Source organism: Kitasatospora sp. DSM 101779, assembly GCF_025655475.1.
Classification (GTDB): Bacteria; Actinomycetota; Actinomycetes; order Streptomycetales; family Streptomycetaceae; genus Kitasatospora.
Map to the genome: position 1 here is coordinate 1 of NZ_JAHTIK010000003.1, position 25656 is coordinate 25656.

Annotated in this window: 19 protein-coding genes; 8 read left to right on the plus strand and 11 right to left on the minus strand. The window is 71.0% G+C overall.

The annotated features are described in order from the left end of the window. Positions 1 to 528: SDR family NAD(P)-dependent oxidoreductase (locus KSNIM_RS38560; RefSeq protein WP_263108327.1), on the minus strand; the 528-nt coding region annotated here is incomplete at its 3' end. Positions 529 to 2100: 1572 nt separating this feature from the next. Between KSNIM_RS38560 and KSNIM_RS38570 the strand changes: the two genes are divergently transcribed. Both KSNIM_RS38570 and KSNIM_RS38575 read left to right on the plus strand, forming a co-directional pair. Continuing rightward, positions 2101 to 2304 (plus strand): hypothetical protein, encoded by a 204-nt coding sequence (locus tag KSNIM_RS38570; protein ID WP_263108328.1) that lies wholly within the window; start codon positions 2101 to 2103, stop codon positions 2302 to 2304. 303 nt (positions 2305 to 2607) lie between these two features. Further along, positions 2608 to 3000: a hypothetical protein gene (locus KSNIM_RS38575; RefSeq protein ID WP_263108329.1), complete on the plus strand. Its 393-nt coding sequence runs from the start codon at positions 2608 to 2610 to the stop codon at positions 2998 to 3000. A 1024-nt stretch (positions 3001 to 4024) separates the two neighbouring features. Here the strand turns inward: KSNIM_RS38575 and KSNIM_RS38580 are convergent. Both KSNIM_RS38580 and KSNIM_RS38585 read right to left on the minus strand, forming a co-directional pair. Next, on the minus strand, positions 4025 to 4279 hold the full coding sequence (locus KSNIM_RS38580) for a hypothetical protein (protein WP_263108330.1): 255 nt from the start codon (positions 4277 to 4279) through the stop codon (positions 4025 to 4027). Between the two features lie 97 nt (positions 4280 to 4376). Further along, positions 4377 to 4727, minus strand: coding sequence for a helix-turn-helix transcriptional regulator (locus KSNIM_RS38585; protein WP_317634124.1), 351 nt, complete (start codon positions 4725 to 4727; stop codon positions 4377 to 4379). Positions 4728 to 5475: 748 nt separating this feature from the next. Between KSNIM_RS38585 and KSNIM_RS38590 the strand changes: the two genes are divergently transcribed. The 5 genes from KSNIM_RS38590 to KSNIM_RS38610 all read left to right on the plus strand — a co-directional run bounded on the left by KSNIM_RS38590 (position 5476) and on the right by KSNIM_RS38610 (position 10846). Then, the gene (locus tag KSNIM_RS38590) at positions 5476 to 5646 is read left to right on the plus strand and encodes a hypothetical protein (RefSeq protein WP_263108331.1); all 171 of its coding nucleotides are present in this window, start codon (positions 5476 to 5478) and stop codon (positions 5644 to 5646) included. A gap of 224 nt (positions 5647 to 5870) precedes the next feature. Then, positions 5871 to 6821: an aKG-HExxH-type peptide beta-hydroxylase gene (locus tag KSNIM_RS38595; RefSeq protein ID WP_263108332.1), complete on the plus strand. Its 951-nt coding sequence runs from the start codon at positions 5871 to 5873 to the stop codon at positions 6819 to 6821. Between the two features lie 113 nt (positions 6822 to 6934). Next, positions 6935 to 8008 (plus strand): ThiF family adenylyltransferase, encoded by a 1074-nt coding sequence (locus tag KSNIM_RS38600; protein WP_263108333.1) that lies wholly within the window; start codon positions 6935 to 6937, stop codon positions 8006 to 8008. A 127-nt stretch (positions 8009 to 8135) separates the two neighbouring features. After that, a complete protein-coding gene (locus KSNIM_RS38605; RefSeq protein ID WP_263108334.1) occupies positions 8136 to 9455 on the plus strand; it encodes an MFS transporter in 1320 nt (439 codons plus the stop codon). A 74-nt stretch (positions 9456 to 9529) separates the two neighbouring features. Beyond that, positions 9530 to 10846: a metallopeptidase TldD-related protein gene (locus KSNIM_RS38610; protein WP_263108335.1), complete on the plus strand. Its 1317-nt coding sequence runs from the start codon at positions 9530 to 9532 to the stop codon at positions 10844 to 10846. A gap of 151 nt (positions 10847 to 10997) precedes the next feature. Here KSNIM_RS38610 and KSNIM_RS38615 read toward each other — a convergent pair whose 3' ends face one another. Then, positions 10998 to 12200 carry a threonine aldolase family protein gene (locus tag KSNIM_RS38615; protein ID WP_411543915.1) on the minus strand — a complete coding sequence of 401 codons (1203 nt, stop codon included), beginning with the start codon at positions 12198 to 12200 and terminating at the stop codon, positions 10998 to 11000. 456 nt (positions 12201 to 12656) lie between these two features. After that, a complete protein-coding gene (locus tag KSNIM_RS38620; RefSeq protein ID WP_263108337.1) occupies positions 12657 to 12959 on the minus strand; it encodes a hypothetical protein in 303 nt (100 codons plus the stop codon). Positions 12960 to 13105: 146 nt separating this feature from the next. On the opposite strand from KSNIM_RS38620, the gene KSNIM_RS38625 reads away from it, so the two are divergent. Then, positions 13106 to 14101, plus strand: a complete 996-nt coding sequence (locus tag KSNIM_RS38625) for a LuxR C-terminal-related transcriptional regulator (protein ID WP_263108338.1) — start codon at positions 13106 to 13108, stop codon at positions 14099 to 14101. A 354-nt stretch (positions 14102 to 14455) separates the two neighbouring features. Here KSNIM_RS38625 and KSNIM_RS38630 read toward each other — a convergent pair whose 3' ends face one another. The 6 genes from KSNIM_RS38630 to KSNIM_RS38655 all read right to left on the minus strand — a co-directional run bounded on the left by KSNIM_RS38630 (position 14456) and on the right by KSNIM_RS38655 (position 25031). Next, positions 14456 to 15877: a Mu transposase domain-containing protein gene (locus tag KSNIM_RS38630; RefSeq protein ID WP_263108339.1), complete on the minus strand. Its 1422-nt coding sequence runs from the start codon at positions 15875 to 15877 to the stop codon at positions 14456 to 14458. A gap of 298 nt (positions 15878 to 16175) precedes the next feature. Continuing rightward, positions 16176 to 16595 (minus strand): ATP-binding protein, encoded by a 420-nt coding sequence (locus KSNIM_RS38635; RefSeq protein ID WP_263108340.1) that lies wholly within the window; start codon positions 16593 to 16595, stop codon positions 16176 to 16178. A gap of 89 nt (positions 16596 to 16684) precedes the next feature. Next, complete coding sequence (locus KSNIM_RS38640; protein ID WP_263108341.1) at positions 16685 to 21496, minus strand: SDR family NAD(P)-dependent oxidoreductase; 4812 nt, start codon at positions 21494 to 21496, stop codon at positions 16685 to 16687. Beyond that, on the minus strand, positions 21418 to 23160 hold the full coding sequence (locus tag KSNIM_RS38645; RefSeq protein WP_263108342.1) for a type I polyketide synthase: 1743 nt from the start codon (positions 23158 to 23160) through the stop codon (positions 21418 to 21420). Before KSNIM_RS38645 ends, KSNIM_RS38640 begins: the two co-directional genes overlap by 79 nt. Positions 23161 to 23290: 130 nt before the next feature. Further along, on the minus strand, positions 23291 to 24565 hold the full coding sequence (locus KSNIM_RS38650; RefSeq protein ID WP_263108362.1) for a beta-ketoacyl synthase N-terminal-like domain-containing protein: 1275 nt from the start codon (positions 24563 to 24565) through the stop codon (positions 23291 to 23293). A 247-nt stretch (positions 24566 to 24812) separates the two neighbouring features. Further along, positions 24813 to 25031: a DUF5988 family protein gene (locus KSNIM_RS38655; protein WP_263108343.1), complete on the minus strand. Its 219-nt coding sequence runs from the start codon at positions 25029 to 25031 to the stop codon at positions 24813 to 24815. Positions 25032 to 25656: the final 625 nt, after the last annotated feature.

The following is a 25656-nucleotide window of genomic DNA, read 5'->3' on the forward strand; positions in this document are numbered from 1 at the left end:
GGGTGAGACGGCGTTGACGCGGATGCCGCGGGTGGCGTACTCGATGGCGAGGGACTTGGTGGCGGACTGCAGGCCGCCCTTCGTGAGCGAGGCGAGCACTGAGGGGATCCGGGCGTCGGGGTTGTCGACCAGGCTGGTGGTGATGGTGACGATGTGTCCGCCGCCCTGGCCGAGCATCTGGCCGGCGGCGAGCTGGGTGAGGCGGAAGAAGCCGGTGAGGTTGACGCCGGTGACGGCCGCGTAGTCGTCGGGGGTGTAGTCGGTGAAGGGCTTGGCGATGAACAGGCCGGCATTGTTGATGAGGGTGTCGATGCGGCCGAAGCGTTCGACGGCGGCGGTGACCAGGTGTTCGGCGGTGGCGGGGTCGGCGATGTCGCCGGGGACGGCCAGGACGCCGGGGTCGTCGGAGGGGGCGATGGTGCGCGAGGTGGCGACGACGGCGTGGCCGAGCTTGCGGTAGGCGGCGATGAGGGCGGCGCCGATGCCCTGGGACGCGCCGGTGACGACGGCGACCCTCATTTCAGACATGACACACCTCCGGGGTTGACCGGCACGGGTGTGGGGCGCCGGCCGCGCCGCTCGCAGACGAGGACCCCCTTCGGGCCTCGGCCGCCGGCGCTTGCCAACACCTCGACGGCAGGCGCCCGCCCGGCGACGGGCAACACCGAACCGCCCCCGCGCACGTACCGCTGCCTCCCTGCTGAAAGTCCCGCCCTCCCAGCCCAGGTCAGCGGCTCAGGGACAGGTAGGACCGGGCTCGCCGCCGGGCAGCCAGGCGTCCGGACGGGGCGGGGCGAGCCCCGCGTGGCGTCGCTGTACGCCTCGACCACCGCCAGCACGGCGCCGCGCCTCTCGTCCACGCGAAGCGGGTGATCGTCTCTGCGCGGTAGTGGCGCCGCTGGGCTGTTGCCCGAGCGGGTGCAGCCCTGCATCGGTTAACTCCTACTCAGGGGCTGCCGCCCATCCGGCTAATGAGCCCGTCCCTGGTTATTCCGTGTTCCTGGCCCCAGGCCGCGAGACGGTCCAGATCGACGGGGTCGGGCAGCTCGTGCAGCGCTTTCTCCGCCTCCTCCGAGTATCCGGCTCTCTGCAGTGTGGCAATGACTTCGCTCCGGCTGTACTCCATGATCATCTCGTTCGCCGCAACCCCCACACCTCCACTTTCCGCCCTGCCGCTGGCAAAGTCACGACGGCCGAGCCTTCAGTTCGGTCGGCGGCCGGCTGGGCGTCCTGTTGGCGCGTGGCTCGACCACCAGAACCTGACGCTCGTCACCCGCAGCCACAACGACCTCGTTCTACCGGGCGAGGACCTCGCCCACGACCTGGCGGCCGACCTGCGCCGCGGTCCCGGCCTGCCAGCGCGCCCGGCCGTGCAGCACCACCGCGTCCCGGGCCCGCACCGGCCCCGGGGCCGCTCCCCAGGCCCGCACCGGGCCCGGGGCCGCTCCCCGGGGACACCGCGAACAACCGGTCCGCGCCCATCCTGCGGCCCACCAGGCCCAGCCGCTCCAGAACCGCATTGAGCACCCGGCACAGCGCCAGATCCGAACCGTCATCCGCCACCCGCGCGGCCTGGGTGTGCGAGGGCGCCACCCACGTGTCCACGTGCACCGTCGCCACCGACGTCCGCGCCGAGAAGTCCGGCGGCCACCAGTGTGCTGACGGCGGCCGGTACGGCGCTGCTGCCACATGGGCGGGCGCTGCTGGAGCGGGCGGATGAGCTGCGGCGGCGGGCGGGGCGGCTGTCGTCGGCGCAGCCTGTGCGGGTGGGGTACGTGACCATCGAACGCCGGTCCCGCTCGAACAGCACCACCCCGAGGTTCGCGCGCCATCCGGAGACGCGCGCCGAGCCGCACCGGGCCGAGTACCGGGGTTCCGCTGGTCGGCTCGCTGTCGGACAGCTGCCGTGGGCTGTCGTTCTGGTGCTGTCACCGTTGTCGTTCTTCCTGGACATCGCGGTGGCGCCTGGTATGGCACCAGCGAGGCGGCCGGTGACGGTCGGCCTCGGCACTGATGCTGTCCGGCGTCGTCGCTCGGCGCAGTCTTGACGCCGGCCATGCCGCGCGGTGCCATGGAGCCGACCGGGGGAGGGGAAGCACAGTGCTCGATGAGGACAACGGCGCCCAGGGGCCCAGCGATGACAGGGACGGCAGCCGACCTGGTCGCCCGCCACGCCCGTCCGGGTTTGAGGACACCTTCTGGCTGGTCCTGCTCGCGCTGATCGTGGTTGTCTGCGGCCTGATCGGCTTCCTGTCCGACGGGAGCCCCGCTCCTGGAAGCGAGAACATTACCGGCTGGCACTGAGAATTTGCGATTCGCCGATTTCACGCCGCGGTTTATCGAAGGGTATTATTTCGGCTCCAACCGGCCATCCGAATGGTGCAAATCTGCGGTTTGTTGTCCGTGGGTGTGCAGGTGGGTGTGCAGGTGGGTGTCAGCGGGGGGAGTGTGTGGTTGTTTTGCCTGTTCACGGGAGTGGGGGAGGGGGTGGCTGCCGGTTTCTGGCGTTTCGGTGCAGCGTTATGGCTGGCAGCTCGTGACGTATCCGCAGGTCGTTTGGGTGCAGATTCCTATGCCGTGGCGGGTGTCATTGCCGGGGCTGGGGCTGTGACCATGCTGCTCTGCCACGTCCCGCCTCCGGTCACTCTCGTCCTGGACCCGTACGACGACCCGCACCACCTGCGCGCCGCCCTTGTCGGTCATCAGCCCCACCACGGCCGGATCACCGTCCACCCCACCCCCGGCACCGACTCCGCGACCTGCCTTGGCCTGGACGTCCTCGCCGCCCTGGGCAAGCCCCTGCCCACCATCGGGTCCCGTACGGGCGACGGCGAACGGTCCTGGGCGATGGCCGCCGCCTGGATCCTCGCCGCCCCCACCACCCACCTGACCGTCCTGCGCGCCCACCTCCTGTCCGCGCCCCGTCTTCGCGAACTGCTGCTCCTACGCTCGCGCACCGGTGTGCGCCTGCACCTGGTCTGCCACCGCCCACGCCCCTGATTTTGTCGGGTCATATGAGAGCCAGTGCTCCGGTGTGAATGAGAGCCAGGTCTAGGCCGTTCGTGGCGGCGGTGTACTCGACTGCGGGGGCGTTCTTCGGCGAGTTCGGGAGCCACTCCGGCGGGATTGGGAGCCACTGATCGGGTGAGCCGGTGGGTGCGGGCGGAGTGTCCGTAGGGGGCTGGGTGGGAGCGTCGGTAGCTTGTGATCGCAGGCCCGGGCCGCCTCCCTGACAAGTCGCGGCCAGGGCCTCGCTCTTGGACGTGCCAGAGGGATGGTGTCCGCGCCTGGTCAGGCGGGTCGGCGCTTACTTCCGGAGCCGCTCGCATCGCGGGTCGTCTTGGCCGAGCTGCGGGGTACTTGGGAGAGCCGTCATGGCCGTGCAGGCCGGGAACGTGTCCCGAACGGCGTGCTTCTTCGGGCCGGCGCCGCGTTCGTCGGCATGGCCCGGGAATCGAATGGGTATGTCAAAGGTCGGACCCGGCCGGCGATCCCCCACGGAACACACAGCCGGGCCCAGGCGAGGGACCAGGGCCGCCCCAACGCTCCCCCCACGGAGGCAGAGGCGGCCTTCGTCTTTTCCCATCGCCGCTACGCAAGGTACATGACAAGTCTACCCAGCGCTACCACTCCACCGACCAGACGTTCGGTGAAACACCGCACGGCATGCTCAGGCCCGAACAGGCCGGCCGGGCCCGACAAGGGCCTCCGGGTACGGCCAGCGCCCGATGCCATGTGTTCGTGCCGCCGCTCGGGTTGGTGCTGTCCGCCAGCTTGGGAGCGCTGTAGCCCGTAGTCGGGCAGGTCGGCATTGGGTCCGGGGCTGGCAGTCGGCCCCGTGCGGCCTGCGGCCCGGATGGAGTGCACGGCGGGACCCAGCCGGCGCCGGAAGCGGATCGGCCCCGCCCGCGCTGCTCGCGGGCGGGGCCGATCCGGGATGGTGGGGCTCAGGCGGCCCGGTGGCCGGCGCCGCGGTGGGTGAACTCCAGCCGCGGCGGCGGCTCGTCCGTGACGACCAGGGCGTTCATGTCGAAGGCGTGGCCGAGGCGCTGCAGGATGTCGGGTGTCGGGTAGAGGGCGGAGTCCTGGATTCTTCGGCCTGGTTGTCGGTGATGCCGACCGCCTCGGCGGGCTGCTCGTGCCGCCTCCCGCGCTTCACGCGTTCCTGGTAGACCGCGCCGGCCGGCGCCGCGCACCAGGCCGCGTCGATGTACGAGGGGTGTTCGTGCCAGTTCTCGCCGATCTCCCGCCGGGTATGGGTGCCGCCGCGCCGTGCCATCACCGGCCGCCCTTCGTCGTCCTGCTCCGCGTATCGTGCTCCCTCGCACCGCTGTGGTGGGAGAGGTACTGCTCGGCCGGGCCCCTGCCGTCTGCCTCTAGAGCCCCAGTTGGACTGCCGCCCTGACGAGGTGGGCTCGTGTGGGGGCGCTCAGCTTTGCGCGCAGCCGGTTCAGGTAGGTCTCGACCGTGCTGGGGCTGATTCCCAGGCGGCGCGATGTCTGCTGGCTGGTGTGTCCCGAGGCGATGTGGCGGAGCACCTGCAGTTCGCGGGGGGACAGGGCGATGCTTCCTGCCGGAAGGTCAGTGCGGTCGGTGGGTGAGACAACTGTTGTTGCCAATTTATTCCTCCGTTGATGGATGGTTCCAGCCAACGTCGCGCGTCTGGAGAGGTCAGGTGGTCGATCGCCGGGAATGGGCTTGTGGCCTTTGTGCAGGGCGGATCGCAACGGCCGGACGGCGGCCTGCGCGCCGACGGGCTTCGCCTCACATGCCGTGCCCGGGGAGATCGATTGTGGTCACCTGAAGAATCCTTGGTTCAGGGCTTCGCGGCCCTGTGCCGTGCGACCGATCTGTGGTCGGTCCTTCTCAATTTCGCAGTTCCTCGTCGGGTATGGAACAGCTCTTGAGTGGACGGATCATGCAGTGGCATAAGCCGTCCAGCTCGGCCTCCACCGGCGCCGGCCGGGAGGCTCGGTGATGCGGCTGGCCGCCGCATCGGGGCGCAGTCGGCTGCGGGTGGGTCGGCGCTGCCATTCGAACTCGGCCTCCACTGGCGCCGGCCGGGAGGCTCGGTGATGCGGCTGGCCGCCGCATCGGGGCGCAGTCGGCTGCGGGTGGGTCGGCGCTGCCATTCGAGCTCGGCCTCCACTGGCGCTGGCCGGGAGGCTCGGTGATGCGGCTGGCCGCCGCATCGGGGCGCAGTCGGCTGCGGGTGGGTCGGCGCTGCCGTTCGAAGGTTGCCGTCGGCCGCTCACGTCGGTGCTTGATTCCAGCAGGACCTACCGCAAAAGGGGGGGGTGGGACTTCTCCGGTGGGGCCGGTCCTGTGCGGACACGAGTCCGACCGGCGTATCCGTGCGCATGCATATCAGGTGTTGGTGTGTCAAGTCGTGAACTTCAACGACTAGTTCCGCTGGTTGCGGTGTCGCAGGATTTTCTCAGGCCCGAACGGCGGGCCCCGACTGAGGAGAACAAAATGGAGAACATCACCCACGTGAACGCCGACCTCGCGACCGAGATCGAGCTGGAGGCCGCGGACACCTCCTTCACCTTCGGCGAGCCGCGTGCCATCGCGCTGGACGCCGGCACCGAGGTCGAGCTGGAGACCGCGGACACCTCCTTCACCTACGGCGAGCCGCGCGTCTGACCGGCCGCACCCGGGCGGCCGCGGTCGCGGGTTGCCGACAGGCAACCGCTGCGCGCCGGCGTCGGCCGTCAACGCCGATGAGGGGCAGCCGTTAAGCGTCTGCCGCGTACGGCACGGGCTGTTTGGTCACAGGCAGCCGCACCGGGGCGGGACCTCAGGGTCCCGCCCCAGCTCTTCGTGTGCCGTGACGCACCGGGGAGAAGGCGAATCACGCAGGAGGAGCAGTGAAGGCGATACCCGCTGAACTTGCCGAGCAGGTGTGCTCGGTCGACATAGACGTGACCGCGACCGCGCGGATCGCTGCGATCTTCCACCGCAGCCTCGCGCGCCGTGCGGTCAACAGGCTCGGTGAGGCTCAGCGGCCGGAGGTGGAGGACCTCGTTCCTCGCGTTCGCCGGCTCACGCCTGCCACCGTGCACTCCCTGTACCAGGACACCGGTGACGCCGGTCTCGCCGAGACCAGGCGTCAGCTGCAGGAGGCCGGTACGCCGGCGCCGACCGCGGTGTACACCGGCTCGCCGGACCCGCTGTGGCTCCGGGACGGGCTGCAGGAGGTTCTGCGCTCCCTCAACTGGGGCGATGAGCAGGTGGGAACCGTCGTCACCGCCCTGCCGTCCGAGGTCCGGCGGTCGCTCGAACTGGGCCGCCAGGCCCTTCGCTCCGCCTGGCCCGAGGCGTGGAGCGAGCACAACACGCTCGTGGAGTACCTGGTCTTCGTCGAGGGCCCGGTGCGTTCGGCGACGCTGCAGAGCACCTTCGGCGCCATCTACGCGGAGGTCCAGGAGGCGGGCGACCCGCTGCGGATGTTCGAGCTGCTCCTGCACGAGTCCGCGCATCACGCCCTGTCGCTGCGGGAGCAGTTCACCCGTTTCATCGACAACCCCGACGCGGTCGGCACCCATGCGCTGCGACCCGACCCGCGGCCGCTGCGGGGTGTCCTGCACGCCGCGTTCGTCATGTGGCGCATTGCCGAGGGCCTCGAGCGCTACCAGCGCACGCACCAGGCCGGCGGCCCGCTGGACGGCTGCCCTGTCGAGGAGCGGCGGGTCTTCGCCCTGGAGTCGCTGCAGTCGGCGCTGGCGCTCCTGGACGAGTCGGCGCAGTGGACCGAGGACGGGCAGCTTCTCAGGGCGGCCTTGAAAGCGCGCGTGAAGCATGAGGAGATTGCAGCATGACCACATCAACACCAGTGGGTCACCGATTCGGCGTCAGCGGACGTGCCAGCGCGGAGCGTACGGTCGCCCTGGGCAGGCCCGGACAGCGTTGGCAGTTCAGCACCCAGTGGGAAATGCTCGAACTGGCCGACGGATCGCTGTTCTTCAACAGCACCTACGCCGACCACCGGGCGATCTCCGCACCGCCGGAGGCCCTGCGCCACATCCTGCGGATGATCGAGGACAGCAGGCCGACACTCGAGGCCGTCGCCGATCACATCACCGGCACCGCCACCCCCGACGCGGTCGGCCACATCGAACGCCTCCTGCTGCCCCTGGCCAAGGCCGGCATCCTCGTGCCGCTGCGCACCGAGCAGCGTCCCGCGTGGGCGGACGACGACCTGGCCGAACGGTTCTCGACGCAGATCGAGTGGCTCGGCACGCTGTCCACCACGCCGCACGGACACTGGGACTACTTCGCGCGCCTGCGGGAGGCCTCCGTGGCCGTCATCGGGCTCGGCGGAGCGGGAAGCCTGCTGGCCCTCGCCCTGGCCGCGGCCGGCATCGGTCGGCTGACGCTGGTGGACGGCGACACCGTGGAGGTCTCCAACCTCACCCGCCAGATCCTCTACAGCCCGAACCAGGCGGGCCTTGGCAAGGCAGACTGCCTGGCCGAGCAGCTCGAGCAGTTCTCCCCGTACACGCAGTACCGGGTCCTGCGCGAGTACGTCAGCAGCCCCGAGGACGTCCACAAGAGCATCGAAGGCGCCGACTTCGTCGCCGTGTGCGCGGACGCGCCGCGCTTCACCCTCAACCGGTGGATCGACACGGCCTGCAAGAGGAACGCGGTGCCCTACATCGGCGCGTTCGCAGGCTCGGTCGGCCCGATGTACCGGCCCGACTCGCCCGGGTGCTTCGGCTGCTTCGAAGAGCGGCTGCGCGAGGAACTGGGCCTGCGCCACGACATGGTCGTCGACGCCCTCGCGGCCAAGCAGTCGTGGCGCTACCCCGCGTTCGTCTCGGGGCCGCTGACCGTCGCGCACCTGATGACCACGGAGATCGTGCTCCATCTCACCGGGGCCGCGAAGCCGTCGTCCGCCGGCGGGATTCTGCGCTACCAGCACCCGAACACCGTCGTCGAGCCGTTCCCCGGGCATCCCGCCTGCAACTGCTCGACGACGTCGCCCACCGCGCCCGCCCGCACCTGAACCCGAGGGCACCCGTACCAACCGATGCCCGGCAGCCGACGGCGCCGGCCGCGAGCAGCGGCATCGCCCCGGTTCCGGGTAACGAATCCACGCACGCACAGCGAGGCCACCTTTGAAGAATGCCCTGGTGAAGTACAAGAACATCGCGCATCTGCCCGGTGCGCGGCGACTGCTCGCCGCCGACGCGATCTCCAAGGCTGGCGACTGGGTCCTCTTCGTCGCGATGAGCGCGCTCGTCTTCGACGCCGGAGGAGCCGGTGCGCTGGCACTGTTCAGCCTGGCCCGCGTCCTGGTCCCCGCAGTCCTGGGACCCTGGGCGGGAAGCTGGGGAATGGCACTGGCGCCGCGCACCCTCATGATCGGCGTCGACGCCGGCCGCGCCGCGCTGCTCGCGCTGGCCGCGGTGGCCGCGTACACGCACCAGTCGGTGTGGGTACTGGAGGCCCTCGTCGTGGGCTGCGCGGTCCTGACCGCCTTCCACGCACCGGCCGAGCGCCGTTTCCAGCGCGACGTCATCGAAGCCGACCAGCGCCCCGACTTCAACGCCGTGATCGGTGCGACAGCCACCACCGTCATGGTCGTGGCCCCGGCGCTGGGCGCACTGATGGCCACGACAGTCGGCAACATCGGGGCCCTCGTCGTCGACGCCGCCAGCTTCGTCATCTCGGCCTTCACCGTCTCCGGCATCCGCCCGGCCACACCGGTCACCGCACCCGAGTCCCCGCAGAAGCAGAAGCAGAAGCAGGAGCAGGAGCAGGAGCAGGAGCAGGAGCAGGAGCAGGCCGCCCCGGCCGCCAAGCGCCGGACCGGAGCCATCGCGACCGTGGTGCGCGTGCTGAAGAACCAGCCCGTGGTCACCGCCTGCCTCATCACCCAGGCCACGGCGTGCACCATCGCCGGCGGCTCCATGGTGCTCCTGCCGCCACTCAGCAGCCACCTGCACGCCGGCAGCGGCGCGATCGGCTGGCTGACCACGGCCATCGGTGTCGGCTCCATGCTCGGCGTCCTGGCCGGCGGCACAATCGCACGGCAGGGCCGGCTCCTGGTCTGCGTGGGAAGCATCGTCACGATGGGGGCCATCCTCGGCCTGCTCGGCTCCAGCCCCAACCTCCTGCTCGCCCTCGGCTGCGCGGTTCTGGTGGGCGTGGCAGCCAACCTGCCGGAGCCGATGTACTGGACGTCCTACGCCAACCACATCGAGGAGTCGGACTCGGGACCGGTGTACGGGCTGGTCGAGTCCGCCATCACCGGCGGCTTCTCCCTGGGCGGCACCCTCCTGGGCGCGGCCATCGTCGCATTCGGCACCTCCACGGCGGCCTGGGCCGTGGGCATCGCTGCCAGCCTGGTCGCCGCCACGGCATTCGCGCCGGCTCTACGCAGCCGCAAGATGAACGCCACGGCTCCGTCCTCGGCACCGGCCGCCGAATGCACACAGGTCTCGGCATGACGGCGGCGACCGCAAGCCGCCCCCTCCCGGGCGCCAGGGGACCGGCACACCAGGAGCGGGGCGGCCACGGCTGCGTGACCGTGCGCAGCCACCGGTTCACCGCCGCGGCCGGCACCCGCTCCGGCGCCGCGGTGCGGCTCGGCCCGGGCCGCGACCGTGCGGAGGAGACGACCGCCGCGCTGCTGCTCGACGAGACCGCCCGCCCGGGCGAGAGCGCCGTTCGGTATGCCGCCGTTCACGGCGGTGCGGCCCACTCCGTGCAGGAGGCAGTCCGTCTCGCCTCCGATCGGCTCGGGCGCCCGTGGCAAGGCCCCCGAATCTCTGCGAGGACCCGCACCGCACTGGTGACCCAGCCGCGGATGGACCGGATGCCGGCCGAGCTCGTCGAAGAACTCCTCCACCAGCTGTCCTGCCCCGGCTTCGACATCGCCGTCCAGGCCCATATGACCGCCGAACAGCGGCTGCTGATCCCCACCGGCACGGTGCCCGTGCGCGAGATCGTGCACACCGGAGCCGTCGTGATCGACGTCCTGAAGCAGGGCTCCCTGGTGGCGGACGTCGATCTCGCCTGGAGCGGCGACGTTCTGCCCGACATCGGCAGCCTCTGCCGGCGAATGGAGCAGGCGCTGCAGCGAGCCGGCGCACCGCAACGACCGGTCCCGTCCCGCATGCAACTGCTGCTGCTGGACGGGAGCGCCGGCGCGTTCCTGCACGAGGTGTGCGGCCATCTGCTGGAGAGCTCACGACACCGGCCGTCCCTGCTGGCCAGGCACCACGGACGGCACGTCGCCCACCCCCAGCTGAGCATCGATGACGATCCTCACCACGGCGCGGGCTTCGGCTCCCACCGATACACGATGCTGGGAGCGGCCACTCGCCGACGCCCCCTGCTCACGGCAGGGCGCCTCACGGGGCTCCTGGAGGACCGCCCGGACGGGCCGTGGCGTGCCCAGGACGCCCGGCACATCCCCCAGCCCCGCATGAGCCACCTCGCACTGGCACCGGCCGCACGCGACACCGACCTCGACCACGCTCTGGGACAAGCCAGCGCACCGGTCGTCCGGGTCCACCGGCTGGGCGTCGGTTCCCTGGACCACCGCGACGGCACCGTCGTCCTGGAAGTCAAGGACGCCGCCCTGCTGGAAGGACCCCGCACCCGCCGACTGGCACCGTTCCGGGTCACTGCGGAGGCACGCCAGCTGCTCCTGGGGATTCAAGCGGTCGGCGGTGCAGCGACCGTGGCCACGTGGTCGGCCTACTGCCTGGCGACATCAGGTCGGCTCCCGGTCGGCGCCAGCACCCCTGCGCTGCTCACCGGCCCCCTGTCCGTGCTGTCCCACAGAGCGCCCCTGCCGTCTCCGGCCCCCCGCCCGAAAAGCACCCGCACATGAGCCGCCGCAGAGAGCCTGCCGGGCCGACGGCACAGGCCCAGCCGCACGGCAGGTACCGGCTCACATCAGGGCCGCTGCGCCCGAGCGTCGGGGTGGTGCGGCCGCAGCCGCACCACCCCGATAGCGAATCCCTGTGAGCCGGCGCCGGGCCCTACCGCCCGATGCGGCGGACGAAGTCGATGACTGCCTCTCGCACGTCGGCAGGCTCCCAGTCGAGGCCGGCCGCGCTCACCGTCACCTCGGTGAGTGAGATTCCCGGGGGCAGGCCGGGTTCCCACCAGGGCATCTGGAACACGGCGACGCCGCTTTCCTGCGCCTGACGGGCGGCCGCGTCGTTCAGCTTCTCGGCGGCGAAGGGCAGCCACACCTGGAACTGGTGGATGTGCGGCACCTCCGGCTGCACCTTGGACCACCCCAGTCCGGCGTCCTCGAAACCCTGCGCGATGGCCTGCGCGACCGCCTTGGCGTGCGCCACGTACTCGGGCAGCCGCGGCAGCTCACGGTCCAGTCCGGCGAGTGCGGACAACGCCGCGGGGAACTGGTGGAAGATCCTCCCGCCGTAGCGGTGGCGCCAGATCCTCGTCTCCTTGATGAGCACGCGGGGACCGGCAACGACGGCACCTGACAGGCCGTCGAGCGACTTGTACAAGGAGACGTACACGGTGTCGGCCAGGGCGGCGATCTCCTTCGCCGAGCGGCCGAAGTGGGTGGTGCACTCGAACAGCCTGGCGCCGTCGAAGTGCACGATCGCGTCACGCTCCCGTGCGGCCCGGGTCACCTCGACCAGTTCGTCCCAGGTGGGAAGCAGGTAGCCGGCGTCGCGCAGCGGCAGCTCCAGCATCAGGGTGCCGAACGGCTCCGAGAGGGAGCGGATCTCCTCGGCGGTCGGCTGGCGCGGCGCCCCCGTGACCCGCAGCGGGCTCAGACCGCTCACCCGGCGGAAGGCGTCCGCCTCGAAGACCTCGGGATGGGACAGTGCGTGGAGCGCGACATAGCTGTTGCCGGTGCGCTCCGCCCAACACCGCAGCACGACCTGCTGGGCCATCGTTCCGGTCGGGAAGAACGCCGCGTCCTCCTTGCCCAGCAGGGCCGCCACCCGACGCTCCACCTCCGCCACGACCCCGTCGCCGTAGGTGTCGGTGGGGCCGAGGAGGTCGTAGGCCTGGGGGGCCTGCTCGGCGAGCAGGCCGAGGCGTTCCTTCAGCGACATGGTCGCGGAGGGCCGGGCGAGGACTCGCTTGGCCTCCCACACGGCCCGCTGCCCGCAGTCCCCTGCTCCGATGGTCTCGCCGCCGATGGTCTCGCCGCCGGTGCCGGCGGCGCCCTTCTGGTCGTGGTCCTCGCTCGTGCTCATCGCGCTCATCAGGTTCCTTCCGGCATCGCCGGCTCCTCCGGCCCCGCCACATACGTCGGTGGTCTTGTTGATCCTTGTTTCCTCAGTCACGGAGCGGTGGCCGCCCCCGGGCGGCCGGGCGGCTCAGTGGCCCCAGGTGACATCTCCCGGAGGGGTGGGGTCGGTCGCCGCGCCGGCGTTCACGGTGCGCACGGCTTGCGGTGCGGTGCTCGTGATGGCCGCTGCGGTCGTAACCGAGCTGAAGGCGATGAGCGCGGCTGCAGCAATCTTTACGACACGGACGACCATCACTGAATTTTCCTTTCAGAGCAGAATGGATTCCCAGGTCATTTCCCGGGTTTTCTCGGCGTGATCGGTTCTGCCGATGCCTCTACTCTTGCCGACCGTCGCGTCCGGGGGAACCGGCGAGGGGTGGACGGAATATGCAGTGACATAAGGCGTCCACCCGCGGCCGGTTCATGCCGTCCCCCACCACGGGCCCGGTAGCAGGGGTGCTTCGCTGGCGACGACGGCGAAGCCCCGCAGCGAGGCGTGTCCGGCAACCGCCCGACGGGACAGCCGCGCGGCGGCTGCCTCGGCTGCGGCCAGACTTGGCGCGGCCAGGAAGAGGCCCAGCGTTGGCCCGTCTGGTGCGTCTGGATGGACGGCGATGTGCTCGACGGAGTCGTCACCGTCGGCGAACGACGTGAAGATGCCGGCCACGTCGGGCGGGAGCACCGCACCGGCCGCTGCCCGAAGACGCACATGGATGAGGTACATGGACCCATGATTCGGTGCCGACATAATCGCCCACAACCGTCCAAGCTGGACTCTTTATGTCAGGGCATAAAGAGTCCAGCCGCGCTATTGACCCACCCGTCTCGTAGGGTACGTACGCACAGCTATTGCGAGCTGAGGGGGTCGCGTTGCTCGAGGTCCTAGGACTCGATGCCGAAGCAGAAGCCATCTACCGTGCCATGCTCAGTCACACTCAAGACGGGGTGTGCGAGCTGGCGGCCCGCCTCGATATTCCGGAGCAGCGGGTCCGTGACGGCCTGGACCGGCTCAGCGCACTGGCGCTGATCCACCCATCGGCCCAGGAAGGCATCGGCTTCCGGCCCACCAGCCCCGAGACCGCGATGGAGGCCCTGCTGGCCCGCCAGCAAGCAGAACTGGCCGCACAGCAGATGCGTGTGGAAGCCTCGCGTGCCGCCGCAGCAAAGCTGATCGCCGAATGCTCTGCTCTGCGTCCCCGCACCATCGATGAAGAGTCCGAGCGGCTGATCGGCCCTGAAGCCATCCGCGAGGGGCTCGCGCGACTGGCCGACGCGGCCAAGCAGGAGATCGCCACCTTCGCCCCCGGCGGAGCCCACTCAGCCGAAGACCTTGAGGCCAGCCGGGCCCCGAACGCGGCCCTCCTCGAACGCGGTGTGCGAATGCGCACCATCTACCTGGACAGCGTCCGTAACCACAGACCGACGTTGGACCACGTCACCTGGCTCAACGCCCGCGGCGGACAAGTGCGCACCACACCTGTCCTGCCCATCCGCATGATCATCGTTGATCGCGCGCGAGCGGTACTGCCCATCGACACCACCGACGCCCTGGCAGGAGCCGTCATCCTCCACGGCGCCGGCACCGTCGCAGCACTCTGCGCCTTGTTCGAAAGCATATGGAGCACCGCGATCCCTCTGGGCAGCGCACCACCACACGATCCGAACGCGATGCCACCCCAGGAACGCGTGGTGCTCAAAATGCTCTCCCAGGGCTACACGGACGAAGCCATCGCCAAACGCCTGGCCGTCTCCCCCCGTACTGCCCGCCGCATAGCCGCCGAGCTTCTGGTGCGGCTGGACGCACGCAGCCGCTTCGAGGCGGGAGTGCACGCTGTCCAGGACGGCTGGCTTCCCCCCTCCCGCTGAAAGGATCTCCACTGCCTGCCGGCGGCACTGCCCCGAGCCGGCCGCCGAGCAGGCGGTGATCTTGCAGGCTGCGTAGAGCGAGACCTCCACCCGGGGCGCGAGGATTGCGGAATGCGTTGGCTCTGGCCGTACGGGCAAGGCGGTTCCCGGGCGGCCCCTCCGCCGGAGCTGGCGCTGCCCAACGGCGGACCGTACCTCCCGAGCAGCACGGAGCGCGAGGTCAGCACGGAGCGCGCGGTCGAGGGAGGCAGTCGTTCGCGGGGGTATCGCTCAGGGCTCGAGCCCTTCTGAAGAGCCCGGGAGGGGGCGGCGTCTCGAAGGTTCAGCGCCCGCCAGCAGGCCGCAAACAGCTCCTCACTCCTCGTGCCCCTCGCGATCCGGGCGGGTCCCGGGCGGAAGACGGCGTCGGGGAGCTCGGGGGCCCTCGGCGGTCCACTTCGATTGCCGCGGAAGCGGGGTACCGGAGCCGGCTTCGCGGGGGAGTGGCGGATCCCCCTCCTGCTCCCCGTCGCGAGCGGCCGGCCCGGCAGGATGCCCGTCGTCGCACCCGGACAGTGCCCGGGCCTCGGCCGGGGCCGCCGGGGACAGCGGGCGGGCAGATCCGCCTGCCGCGCAGCTCTGCGTCTCCCCGCCGACGAGCCGTACGGGTCGTTCCAGGGTGATGCGGCCGCTGCGCACGGCAATCGTGCGGCCCGCTCCTCGCGGCGCCCTCGGGAAGCAGACGATGACCGCCCCGTGGGGGGTCGTGACGGACAGGTACGGTTCGTCCAGCCTCCGGCGGATCCCGACCTCGCTGCCGGCGAGGCCCGCGGGAAGCAGGTAGTGGTTCCCCTCGAACGAAACGCTCCCGTGCGGACCCACCGTGCGCTGAACGCGGACGCGGGCGGGAAACGGCTTCGAGGGCAGCGACAGCAGCGGCCGGACGTCCCCCTCCGCCCGCCGGCGCCAGCTGTCCGAGCGCTCGGCGAGACGGTCGAGGCTGTCCTGGGCCTCCTGCATGCCGACATCGTCAGCTGCGGTGTCCCACCAGTGAAGGACGACGGCGCGACGGGCACGGGCGGCGGGGACGGACGGTCCCGTCCGCGGACTGATCGCGATCGAGGCGCCGTAATAGGTAGCGATCTCGTGGAAGGCGGCGGCCACCTTGCCGGCCGGTGAGCAGACAGGTGGGGTCCGGTCGAACAGCCAGCGCCCCCCGGTGCCACCCAGCCGCCGCAGCACCTGGTCCACGGCTTCGACGTAGTGGGGAAGGTCGTCGGCGGCGGCCAGGGCCGCACGCCAGCGGCCGGACCGGGCGAGCGATCCCATGAGCACGTACGCCCGGGCCCCGCAGTCCCACTCGACCGGCGGGGCCGGGAGCTGTACCCAATCGAACTGCACGTCCTCGACGGTGCCGCAGACGGGGCGGTCCGTCCTGGGACGACGGCATCCGCAGGCCGGGCGCGTCAGATGGGTGCGTAGGGCGCGGGTGAACGTCGAGTAGGCACCGGTATAGCCCAACTCGACGATCTCGCGGTGGAGTGCGTTTGCCTGCATGTGCGGGTCCTCGTCGAGCCGCTGCCGGCAGTACGGGACGAACCGAAGGAACTCACTGGGGCGAACCGCCCGGACTCCTGCGGTCCGCTCCCCTCTCACGTAGGCCCTGACCGTCTTGCGGTCCCGGCCCAGCTGCCGGGCGATCGCCGAGACGGACCATCCCCGGCGACGCAGGGCGCGGATCTCCTTGTAATCCTCCGGACTGATCACCCAAACCCCCTGGCTGTCAAATTTCGCCACCGCACACGGTCTTTGGTGAACGGCGACTGCACGACAGGCGTCCGGCACATATGCCAGTGGCAATTCGGAGGCCGCAGTCGCCCCGTTCGGGATGTGAGGTGGAGCTCTTTGGATAATTCGCATGGCAGCGCGCACGAACCGCAGCGGCGTGAGGATCGCCGGCGGAGCGATCGCGCAGCAGAGAACGGTGTCCGTTCGTCACCGATACCCGCCTAGCCCGCTCCGCAGAGGGCCACCGGCCCTGTGCAGAGCCGGTGGCGGGCAGGCGGGGGCACGCAGGGACGGGGACACCCCCGTCTCACAACCTCAGTCGGCAGGAGATGGTCTTGGTTCCGTCGCGATGGAAACGGCAGGCCCAGGATCTGGCGACACTCTCGACCAGCAGCAGACCGCGCCCGCCTTCGTCGCAGGTGACCGCCCGGTGCACGCGGGGAGCGCTGTTGGAGCGGTCCCGCACACCGATCGACAGCCACCGCTGGTCGAGCGCGATCGTCACCCTGATGGGGTGCTCGCTGTCGGTGTGCCGGATCGCGTTCGTCAGAAGCTCGGTGGTCACGAGTTCTGCGTCCTCGGCGAGATGGGCCATGTCCCAGTGACCGAGGATTGCCTTCACGGCGCGGCGTGCGGGCCGCACCTGCTCGGGCTCAGGGAACACGAATATCGAGATGCGGCGGTTCTCTACCCGCTCGTAGGTGCCCGGCGGCTGTGTGGAGGTCATGTCCGTCCCCTGGCTTCGCTCCCCGGCGGAGCCGGGACTACGTCCTTCGCGGTGTCGGCGGTCCGGCGCGCTCGCAGCCTGAAGCGGGTTCATGGGGTCGTCCTCGGCGGCCTGGTACCGGCGGGCGTGGCGCCCGAGGATCGGGCCGACTGCGCCCGGCGGGGCCCGATGAGGTCCGCGGCGGGGAATGCGGCGGCGTCGGGCGGAGCAGGGGAGGCGTCGCAGGCCAGGCCGACGCCGATGTGCTGGGCGAGGCCGTCGGCGAGAGCCGCCAGGGTGGGATGGGCCGAGACGAAGTCGCCGGCGAGTCTGACGCCGAACGCGTCCTCCAGGCGGGTGCGCAATTCGATACGCAGCAGGGAGTCGAACCCGAGTGCCTGCAACGGGGTCTGCGGGTCCAGGGTGCTGGCCCCCAGCCGGAGGACGGTACGGATGTGGTCGGCCAGGAAGTCCTCGAGCACCCTGCGCCGGGCAAGGCCGGGTTCCGCGGCCTCCAGCTCGCCCCGGATGTCGCACGTGGCGTGCTGGGCGGCCTTCTGCGCGGGGATGTCGGGCGCCTCGGGCGTGATGAGTGCGAACAGTGAGGACTTCCGGCCCGCCGGGGGAATCCAGGTGTCCGGCGGGCCGGGGACGACGCCCGTGCGTACGCGACCGTGGGTCAGGAGCGCGGCGAGGGCGTCGAGTCCGTCGGCGGTGGGGATCGTCCGGTAGCCGCGGGTCGCGAAGCCGGTGGCGACCCCGGTTTCGCCCCAGGGCCCCCAGTTGACGGCCAGTGTGGGCAGGCCGCGGGCGGTGCGCCACCCGGCGAAGGCGTCGAGCCACGCGTTGGCGGCCGAGTAGGCGCCCTGGCCCGGATTGCCGAACAGGGAGGCCATGGAGGAGTACAGGACGAACCAGTCCAGCGGCAGCGACGCGGTGGCCTGGTGCAGCCGCCAGGCGCCGGTGGCCTTGGGGTGCCAGACGCGTTCGAGCTGGTCGTCGGTGATGTTGGACACGGCGGCGTCGTCGAGGACCATCGCGGCGTGGAGGACGCCGCTCACCGTCCCGCCCTCGGCGGTGGCTTCGGTCACCAGCTTCTCGGCGACGCCGGGCTGGGCGATGTCACCCAGCACCACGCTGACGCGGGTTCCCAGTTCGCGCAGCCCGGCGAGGACCCGTTCGGTGTCGGTCGAGGGCGGTGTGCGTCCGTTGAGGACGAGGTGGGCGGCGCCGTGCTCTGCCAGCCAGCGGGCCGTGGCGAGGCCGACGCCGCGCAGGCCTCCGGTGATGAGGTAGGTCCCGTCCGGTCGTACCGGTGAGGGCGCTTCACGCAGGACGGCGGTGGTGGTGCCGTCGCCGGGTATCGTCAGGACCAGCTTGCCGATGTGGCCCGCGCCGGCCATGAGGCGGAAGGCCTCGGCGGCCCGCGCGAGCGGACGGGTCCGGCAGGGCAGCGGGGCAAGGGTGCCCCGGGCGAATTCTGCCAGGACCTCGCGCATCACCTCGGCGAACACGTCCGCTCGGGTGTGCTGGAGCTCGACGAGGTCGACCGTGCTCATCGTGATGTTGTGCCGCAGGAGTCCAAGACCCAGCGGGGTGTCGGCGAGGATGTCGCGGACGCCCAGTTCGACGAATCTGCCGAAGGGCCGCAGCGTTTCCAGTCCGGCTCTGATGGCGGGCCCGGAGAGGGAGTTGAGGACCACGTCGACCCCCTCTCCCGCGGTGGCGGCGCGGGTCTGCTCGGCGAAGTCCAGGGAGCGGGAGTCCATGATGTGCCGGATGCCCATGGCGCGCAGGTGCCGCCGCTTGTCCTCGCTGCCTGCGGTGGCGAACACCTCGGCGCCCAGGCGCTGCGCGACCGCGATCGCGGCCAGTCCCGTCCCACCGGTGGCACTGTGGATCAGGACACGCTCACCGCTGGTGAGCCTGGCCACGTGCCGCAGTGCGTACCAGGCGGTGAGGTAGGCGATGGGCAGCCCTGCGGCCGTCTCTGCGGTCAGGCCCGCCGGGATGGGCGCGACGGTGGTTGCGGGCACGGTGGTGAAGGTGGTGAAGAGGCCGCCCCGCACGTCGACGACGAGAACGCTGTCGCCGGCGCACAGATGCCTGACACCCGAACCGACGGCGGTGATCACGCCGGTGGCCTCGAAACCGATGCGGTAGCCCGCTTCGTCGTCGTTCGCCAGCATGCCCATGGCGGTGAGCACGTCGCGGAAGTTCAGGCCTGCGGCGTGGAGGCGCAGTTCCACCTCACCGGGGCCGGGGGCGCGCCGAGCCGTGGCGGTCAGGCGCAGGGCGTCGAGGTCGCCGAGCCGCTCCGCGTGCAGCTGGAAACGGTCGGTGCCGTAGCGCACGGTGCGGGTGAGGGCGGTGGCGCGTTCGGTCTCGGACAGGGGGGTGTAGGCCAGCCGGGCGATGTGGCGGGTGTCGCCGCGCAGGGCGATCTCGTCCTCGGGAGGGTCGGTGAGGAGTTCGGCCGCAAGCCGGTGCAGGCCGTCGTCGGCGATGTCGGCGTCGATGAGGGTCGCTCGCAGCTCCGGGTGTTCGTGGGTGAGCACCCGGACGAGTCCGCGCACGCTGCTCTGGGCCGGGTCGACGGGCCGGCCGGGCTGCGGATCGTAGGCGGCTCGGGTGACGGCGTACAGGCGTGTCGGCGCGCTGCGCGCGATCGCGCTCTGGGCGGCGGCGAGCAGACGGCGGGTGCGGCACAGTGCGGTCGCTCCGGCGTCGTCCTCGGGCGCGGCGGGTGCGGACAGGACGACCACGGCCCGCGGTGTGGGCGATGCGTCCCCGTGCCTGGTGATGGCCTGCTTGAGCTGCGAGAGGGTGGCGGTGTCGACGGGAAGGTCGAGGGCGTCGGCGCGTGCCCCGGCGCGGTGGAGGGCATCCGCCAGGGTGCGGGCGGAGCCGTCCGCTTCGCCGATGACGAGCCAGGACCCCGGCTCGGCGGGTTCGGGACGCTCGCGGTGCGGCTCGGGCTGCCATCGCGTTTCGAGGAACCACCGGTCGACGGTCTCGTCGGCCCTTTGGCCGTGGCGCAGGAAGCGCAGTGCGTCGATCTCGACGAGGGGATTTCCCGCCTCGTCCAGCAGCCGCACGTCTCCGACGATGCTGTCGGCCGCGGTGTGGGTGAGCCAGGCGTGCGCGTAGTAGGCCTTCTCCGGATCAGCGAGGATCCGCACGGCCTGCACATGGACGGGCAGCACCAGGCCGTGGCCGGATTCGTGGACCAGGCCGGCGACGACGAGCTGAGCGCACAGGTCCAGGAGGACCGGGTGGATCCGCAGGCCGTGGGGCGCGCTCTGTGCCGGGGCCGGCAGTGTCACGCGGGCCCAAAAGCTGTCGCCCTGCGCGGAACTGCGCAGTTCGGTGATGCCGCTGAAAGCCGGGCCGTGTTCCAGGCCCCGTGCGCGCAGGCTCTCGTAGAGCGCGCCCGGATCGAGCACGATGTCATGGCCGGCGGACAGGGCGTCCACGGACAGCGCCGGTTTGCGGGGGGACGGGTCGATCCGGCGTAGGTCGGCAGTCGCCTGCCGCACCCATGCACCGTCGTTGCCGCGACCGAAGATCGCGCAGTCGGCGCGGTCCGTGCCGGTCGGGGTGACGACCGTTCCGAGGGGCGTGTGCGCGTCGAGGTGCAGCATCTCGCGGAAGTGGAGGTCGGTCGCTTCGATGCCGTGCACAGCACCGGGCAGGACCTCGGCGGCGGCGGTCAGGGCCAGGGCGCAGTAGGCGGCGCCGGGCAGGACCGGCCGGCCGTGGACGCGGTGGTCGGACATCCAGGGCAGGACGTCGGTACCGGTGTCGGCGTGCCAGGCGTGGCGCGGTCGGTCGCCGGGAACCTCCGTGTGCGTCCCCGGCAGGGTGGCGGGTGTGCGCTCGGTGGACCGGAGGACTGCTGGCGGCGGGGCGGTGTCGGTCCAGTGGGGTCGGCGGTCGAAGGTGAGTGCGGGCACGTCGGTGAGGTGGCCGTCGGCGTAGACCTGGGACCACTTGACGCTCACACCCGCGCAGTGCAGGGCGGCGAGCTGGGTGCGGAAGGTGGTGCGCTCGTCTTCCCTCTTGCGCAGTGTCGGCAGGATCACGGGCTCGTGAACCAGTCCGGTCAGGCTTCCGGCGAGCGAGTGGGTGACGACGGGTTGCGGCGAGACCTCCAGGTACACCTGGTGGCGGTCGGCGGCAGCGGCTGCCGCGGCGGCGTGGAAGCGCACGGGCCGGCGCAGGTTGGCGCACCAGTAGGCGGCGTCGAAGAGAGGCGTCGCGCGGGGGTCGTCGAGGACGGTGGTGTAGAAGGGGACGGCCGGTTGGCACGGAGTCAGATCTGCGAGGGCGCTCGCGAGGTCGGCGAGCAGCGGGTCGACCTGGGGGCAGTGCGAGGCGACGTCGACGTCGATCATGTGTGTGACGACTCCGCGGGCCCGCCAGGCGGCGGTGAGGTCCCGGACGGCGGCGACGGTGCCGGCGACGACGGTCGATCCGGGTGCGGCGATGACGGCCACCGACACCTTGTCGGCGCCGACGGCGGCGAGTTCGGTCTCGACGGTCGCCCTGTCGAGGCCGACGCTCGCCATGGCGCCGGCTCCGGCGATGCGCGTGAGGAGAGCGGATCGTCGGCAGATGACCCGCACGCCGTCCGCCAGGGTGAGTGCTCCGGCGGTGACGGCGGCCGCGATCTCGCCCATGGAATGGCCTATGACGGCGGCCGGCTCCACCCCGTGGTCGCGCCAGGTGGCGGCGAGGGCGACCTGCAGGGCGAACAGCGCGGGCTGCACGCGGCCGCAGCCGCTGATGTGTTCGCGGTCGTGAACGGCTCGCAGGACGGAGAATCCGGTTTCCGCGGTGATCAGCGCGTCGGCTTCGGCCAGTGTGCCTCGGTGAACGCACGATCGGTGCCGAGCAGGCCGTGTCCCATGCCCGGCCACTGCGAGCCCTGGCCGGAGAACACCCAGACGGCGCGACGGCTCACCCCCGCGCCCACGTGGCCGCGTACGACGCCGGGATGGGCTCGTCCGGCTTCGAAGGAACGCAGGGCATGGGTCAGCTCACCGTGGGAGCCGCCCACCACCCCGAGCCGACCGTGCCCCGGGGAGCGGCGCAGGGCGAGGGTGTGGGCGACGTCGTGCAGCGGCGCGGCGGCTCCCTCGGTCTCCAGCCAGCCCGCCAGGCGGGCCGCGGCGGCGGGCAGGGCGTCCCTGGAGCCGGCGGCCACGAGGAGGACGTGAGGCGGCGTGGTCTGCTCCTGCGACGGCGCGGTGTCGGCGGGGACGCGGTCCGGTCCGATGGCGGCGCCGGTGGCGGCGGTGGCGGTGGTGGCGGGGCCGGGAAGGACGGGGGTGCGGCCGCGGGTGGGGGCCTGTTCGAGGATGACGTGGGCGTTGGTCCCGGAGAAGCCGAAGGACGAGACGGCGGCCAGCCGCGACGCCGTGAGGACGGGCCAGGCGGCCAGGTCGGTGGGAACGAACAGGCGGGTGCCCTCGGCGTCGATGGCCCGGTTCCAGCGGGTGAAGTGGAGATTGGGCGGGACGAGCCCGCGCTGGAGGCAGAGAACCGCCTTGATCAGGCCGATGACTCCGGCCGCCGGCTCCAGGTGGCCCACGTTCGTCTTCACCGAACCCAAGGCGCAGCGCCCCTGGCCCACACCGTAGACCGCGGCCAGGCTGGAGAACTCGACGGGGTCTCCGACGGGTGTGCCGGTGCCGTGCGTCTCCACCAGGCCCACTTCGCGCGGGTCGGTTCCGGCTCGGGCGAGGGCCTGACGGTACAGGGCCTGCTGGGCCTCGGCGGAGGGCGCGGCCAGGACGTCGGAGCGGCCGTCCTGGTTGACGGCCGAGCCGCGGATCAGGGCCAGGATGCGGTCGTGGTCACGGAGCGCGTCCTCCAAGCGTTTGAGAACGACCACGCCGCATCCCTCGCCGCGCACGAAGCCGTCCGCGGCAGCGTCGAACGTGCGGCACCGGCCGGTGGGCGAGAGCATCCCCATGCGGGCGAAGGACATGGTCGTTCTTGCGCCGAGCATCAGGGTGACGCCGCCGGCCAGCGCGAGATCGCACTCGTCGTTGCGCAGGGCCTGGCAGGCCAGGTGGACCGCCACGAGCGAGGACGAGCACGCGGTGTCCAGTGCGACGCAGGGGCCCTGCAGGCCCAGCAGGTAGGAGATGCGCCCGGGGGCGACACAGTGCCCGTTGGTGAGGATCGCTCCCTCGAGTTCCCGGGGCTGGCCGGCGAGGGACTCCATGTAGTCGGTGTAGCTCAGGCCCGAGAACAGTCCCGTGGACGTTCCCGCCAGTCGCTCGGGGGGGAGGCCGGCGTGTTCGAGGGCTTCCCACGTCACCTCCAGGAGCAGCCGGTGCTGGGGGTCCAGGACATCGGCCTCCTTGCCCGAGACCCCGAAGAAGTCGGCGTCGAAGCCGGCGACGTCGCGAAGGTAACCACCCCATCGCGGCATCTGCCCGGCGCTGCCGACCGGAACGGCGGGAATCTGTCCGGCGCGGGTGACCGGCGGTTCGCCGACGGCGTCGCGGCCGGCTTCGAGCAGCCGCCACAGGGCGGCGGGCGAGTCGGTGTCGAGCGGAAGGCGGCATCCCATGCCGATGACGGCAATGTGCGTGTCGGCAACTCTCAGGTTCTCTGCGTGGCCCATCACGGGGTTTCCTTGCGCTTGTACGAAACGGAGAGGAGCGCTCGCCGTGCGGCGGCGCGGGTGGCGGCGGCCGCCGTCAGTTGGCGTCCGGGCTGCCCAGCAGGATGGCGCTCTTGACCCCACCGATCTGGTAGTTGCAGGTCAGCGCGTAGTCGAACTCCAGACGCCGGGTGTGGACGCCGGGGACGGGGTCGAAGCGGATGTTGTCGGCGGGCTCCTCGCAGTTGGCGGTGGGGCACACCTCGCCCTGCTCCAGCATCAGGAGGGTCAGGGCGACGCCCAGAGCCCCCGCAGGGGCGCCGTTGTGGCCGAAGCAGGCTTCCTGGGAGGTCATCAGGAGGTTTTCCACGCCGTCGCCGTACAGCTGCTGGACCGCGTTCGTCTCGAAGGCGGTCACGACGACGTCACCGTCGCTGCCGCCGTGGATGTAGGGCACCTGACCGATGTCCCACCGGTCGCCGAGGCACTTGCGGACGGCGGTGACCAAGGAGGCGCCGCTCTCGTCGCTTGCCAGGGGGTTGGACAGGCCGTCCCGGGTCATGCCGTGCGACAGGACCTGCCCGTAGATGTAGGCTCCGCGGCGCTCGGCGCGCTCACGGCTCTCCAGTACCAGGGTCGCCGATCCCTCCCCGTGGTTCACGCAGTCGGCCCGCCGGTCGTAGGGCCTCATGACCCGGTCGAAGGACGGGAGGAGCTCGGGCATGCCGTCGACGCGGATGGACTCGTACGCGCCTTGGGCTCCGTGCAGCAGGCGCTGGACGTTCTGGATCACGTCCACGCCAAAGACGTCGACGCCGGTGATGACGGCGAGCTCGATGTCGCCGGCGGCGATCATGCGACGGGCGTTGCCGATCTGGACGGCGGACGAGGCGCAGCCGCACGAAACGGTGAAGCAGGGCCCGGTCGTGCGCAGCAGCGCCCCCTGGACCAGTGCCACGTCGGAGGGGGTCAGCCCCTGCTGGGCCCTGACGAACAGCTCCATCGCCTGGTGGGGGGTGGTGGTGCGCGCGTCGGCGTGCAGGACTTCGAGGTAGCTGGCGATGTTGGCGTCGATGCCCCCACGGCCGACCAGGACCGCAGCGTCGGTGAGGTCGCCGTTTCGGATGCTCAACTGGGCGTCGGCACAGGCTTCGACGAGGGAGACCAGTCCGTAGCGGTGGGCGTTGGTGTAGTGCCGGGAGAAGATGCCCGGCACGTCGGGCAGGCGTTCCGCGAAGGCCGTCTCCGGCAGTTCGACGGAACCGTAGTAGACGCCGTGGTGCTTCAGGCACGAGCGGCCGTGGGAGGCCACGTCCCACACCTCGCCCACGGTGAACAGCGGTTGCTCTTCGCCCGGCAGGCAGAACCCCATGCCGGTGACGACGGTGTCCGTGCCTCGCGAGCGCCCGGAGGAGGGCCGGCTCACGACGCACGTCCCAGGGGCGCAGGGCGGAGGCTTCGTACGCGTGCAGGAAGGTCACTGATCACTGCTCACCTCGGGTTGTGGGGGTGGGGTGTTGAAGGAGGGGCTGCGCCGGTGGCTACGGGTGGTCCCGGGGCCCGGCATCGGTGTGTGTCGGTGTCGGTGTCGGGTGCCGGGGAGGCGGTGACGAGTCGTGCTACTCGGCCACGGCGGTCCGGTACGACCACCGGTAGACGGGGATCAGCACGTCCCCGACGTCCTGGAAGCGCCTCGTGAACTCGAAGTGCTCGTAGCCGTTCCCGCGGGGGATCTTCAACCGGTCCTCGATGACGTCGGTCTCTACTTCGTGGATCTCGGGAATGTCACTCGGTCCTCCTCGGAGGAGGACCATCAGGCGGCTGGACGTGGCACTCACCTCATCGATCGGAGACGATCTGGATTCCACGCAGAAGAGTCGGGCCAAGTGCTGATCGCACACGCTCCAAATACCCACCCTCGAGATGGTTAATCCAGGAAAACAAACGGCGCACGAGGCGTACAAGGGGGCGCATGCGTTCCGGGCCCCACGGGCCATGAAAAACGGGGCGCCGACCTCTCATGATTCGCACCAGGCGCCCCAGAACTGCGGGTGGAGCAAATATGAATACTGCAGCACGCTCACATCGAATGCCCATTATGGGCAGCAAAACCCCAGCTCAAGGCAGTGCCTTGGCCAGGGTTCGCGCACGTTCTCCGCTCGGGAGGGGGCCATATTCAGGAATCGCACCGCGGATTTCGAAGGGCGCCCGACCGGGCCTTTGGTCAGCGCTCACCAAAAACGGCCACGAGCAAGCCCCCTAATCGTCACAGAGTCCCCGGGTCGGAGCGCCGCAGAGGAGGTGCGCCCCGAAAAGAACCAAATGCCACATTTATCGGCAAGCGACCCATTGCCGAGAGCAACACCCATTCTGTCGTGAGGAATAACTCGCCGACCTGACCGAAATTGGCCTTGTCCGGCCCTGCGGAGCGCGGGAAAGAGGACCCATGTCGTCGCCGGTTCT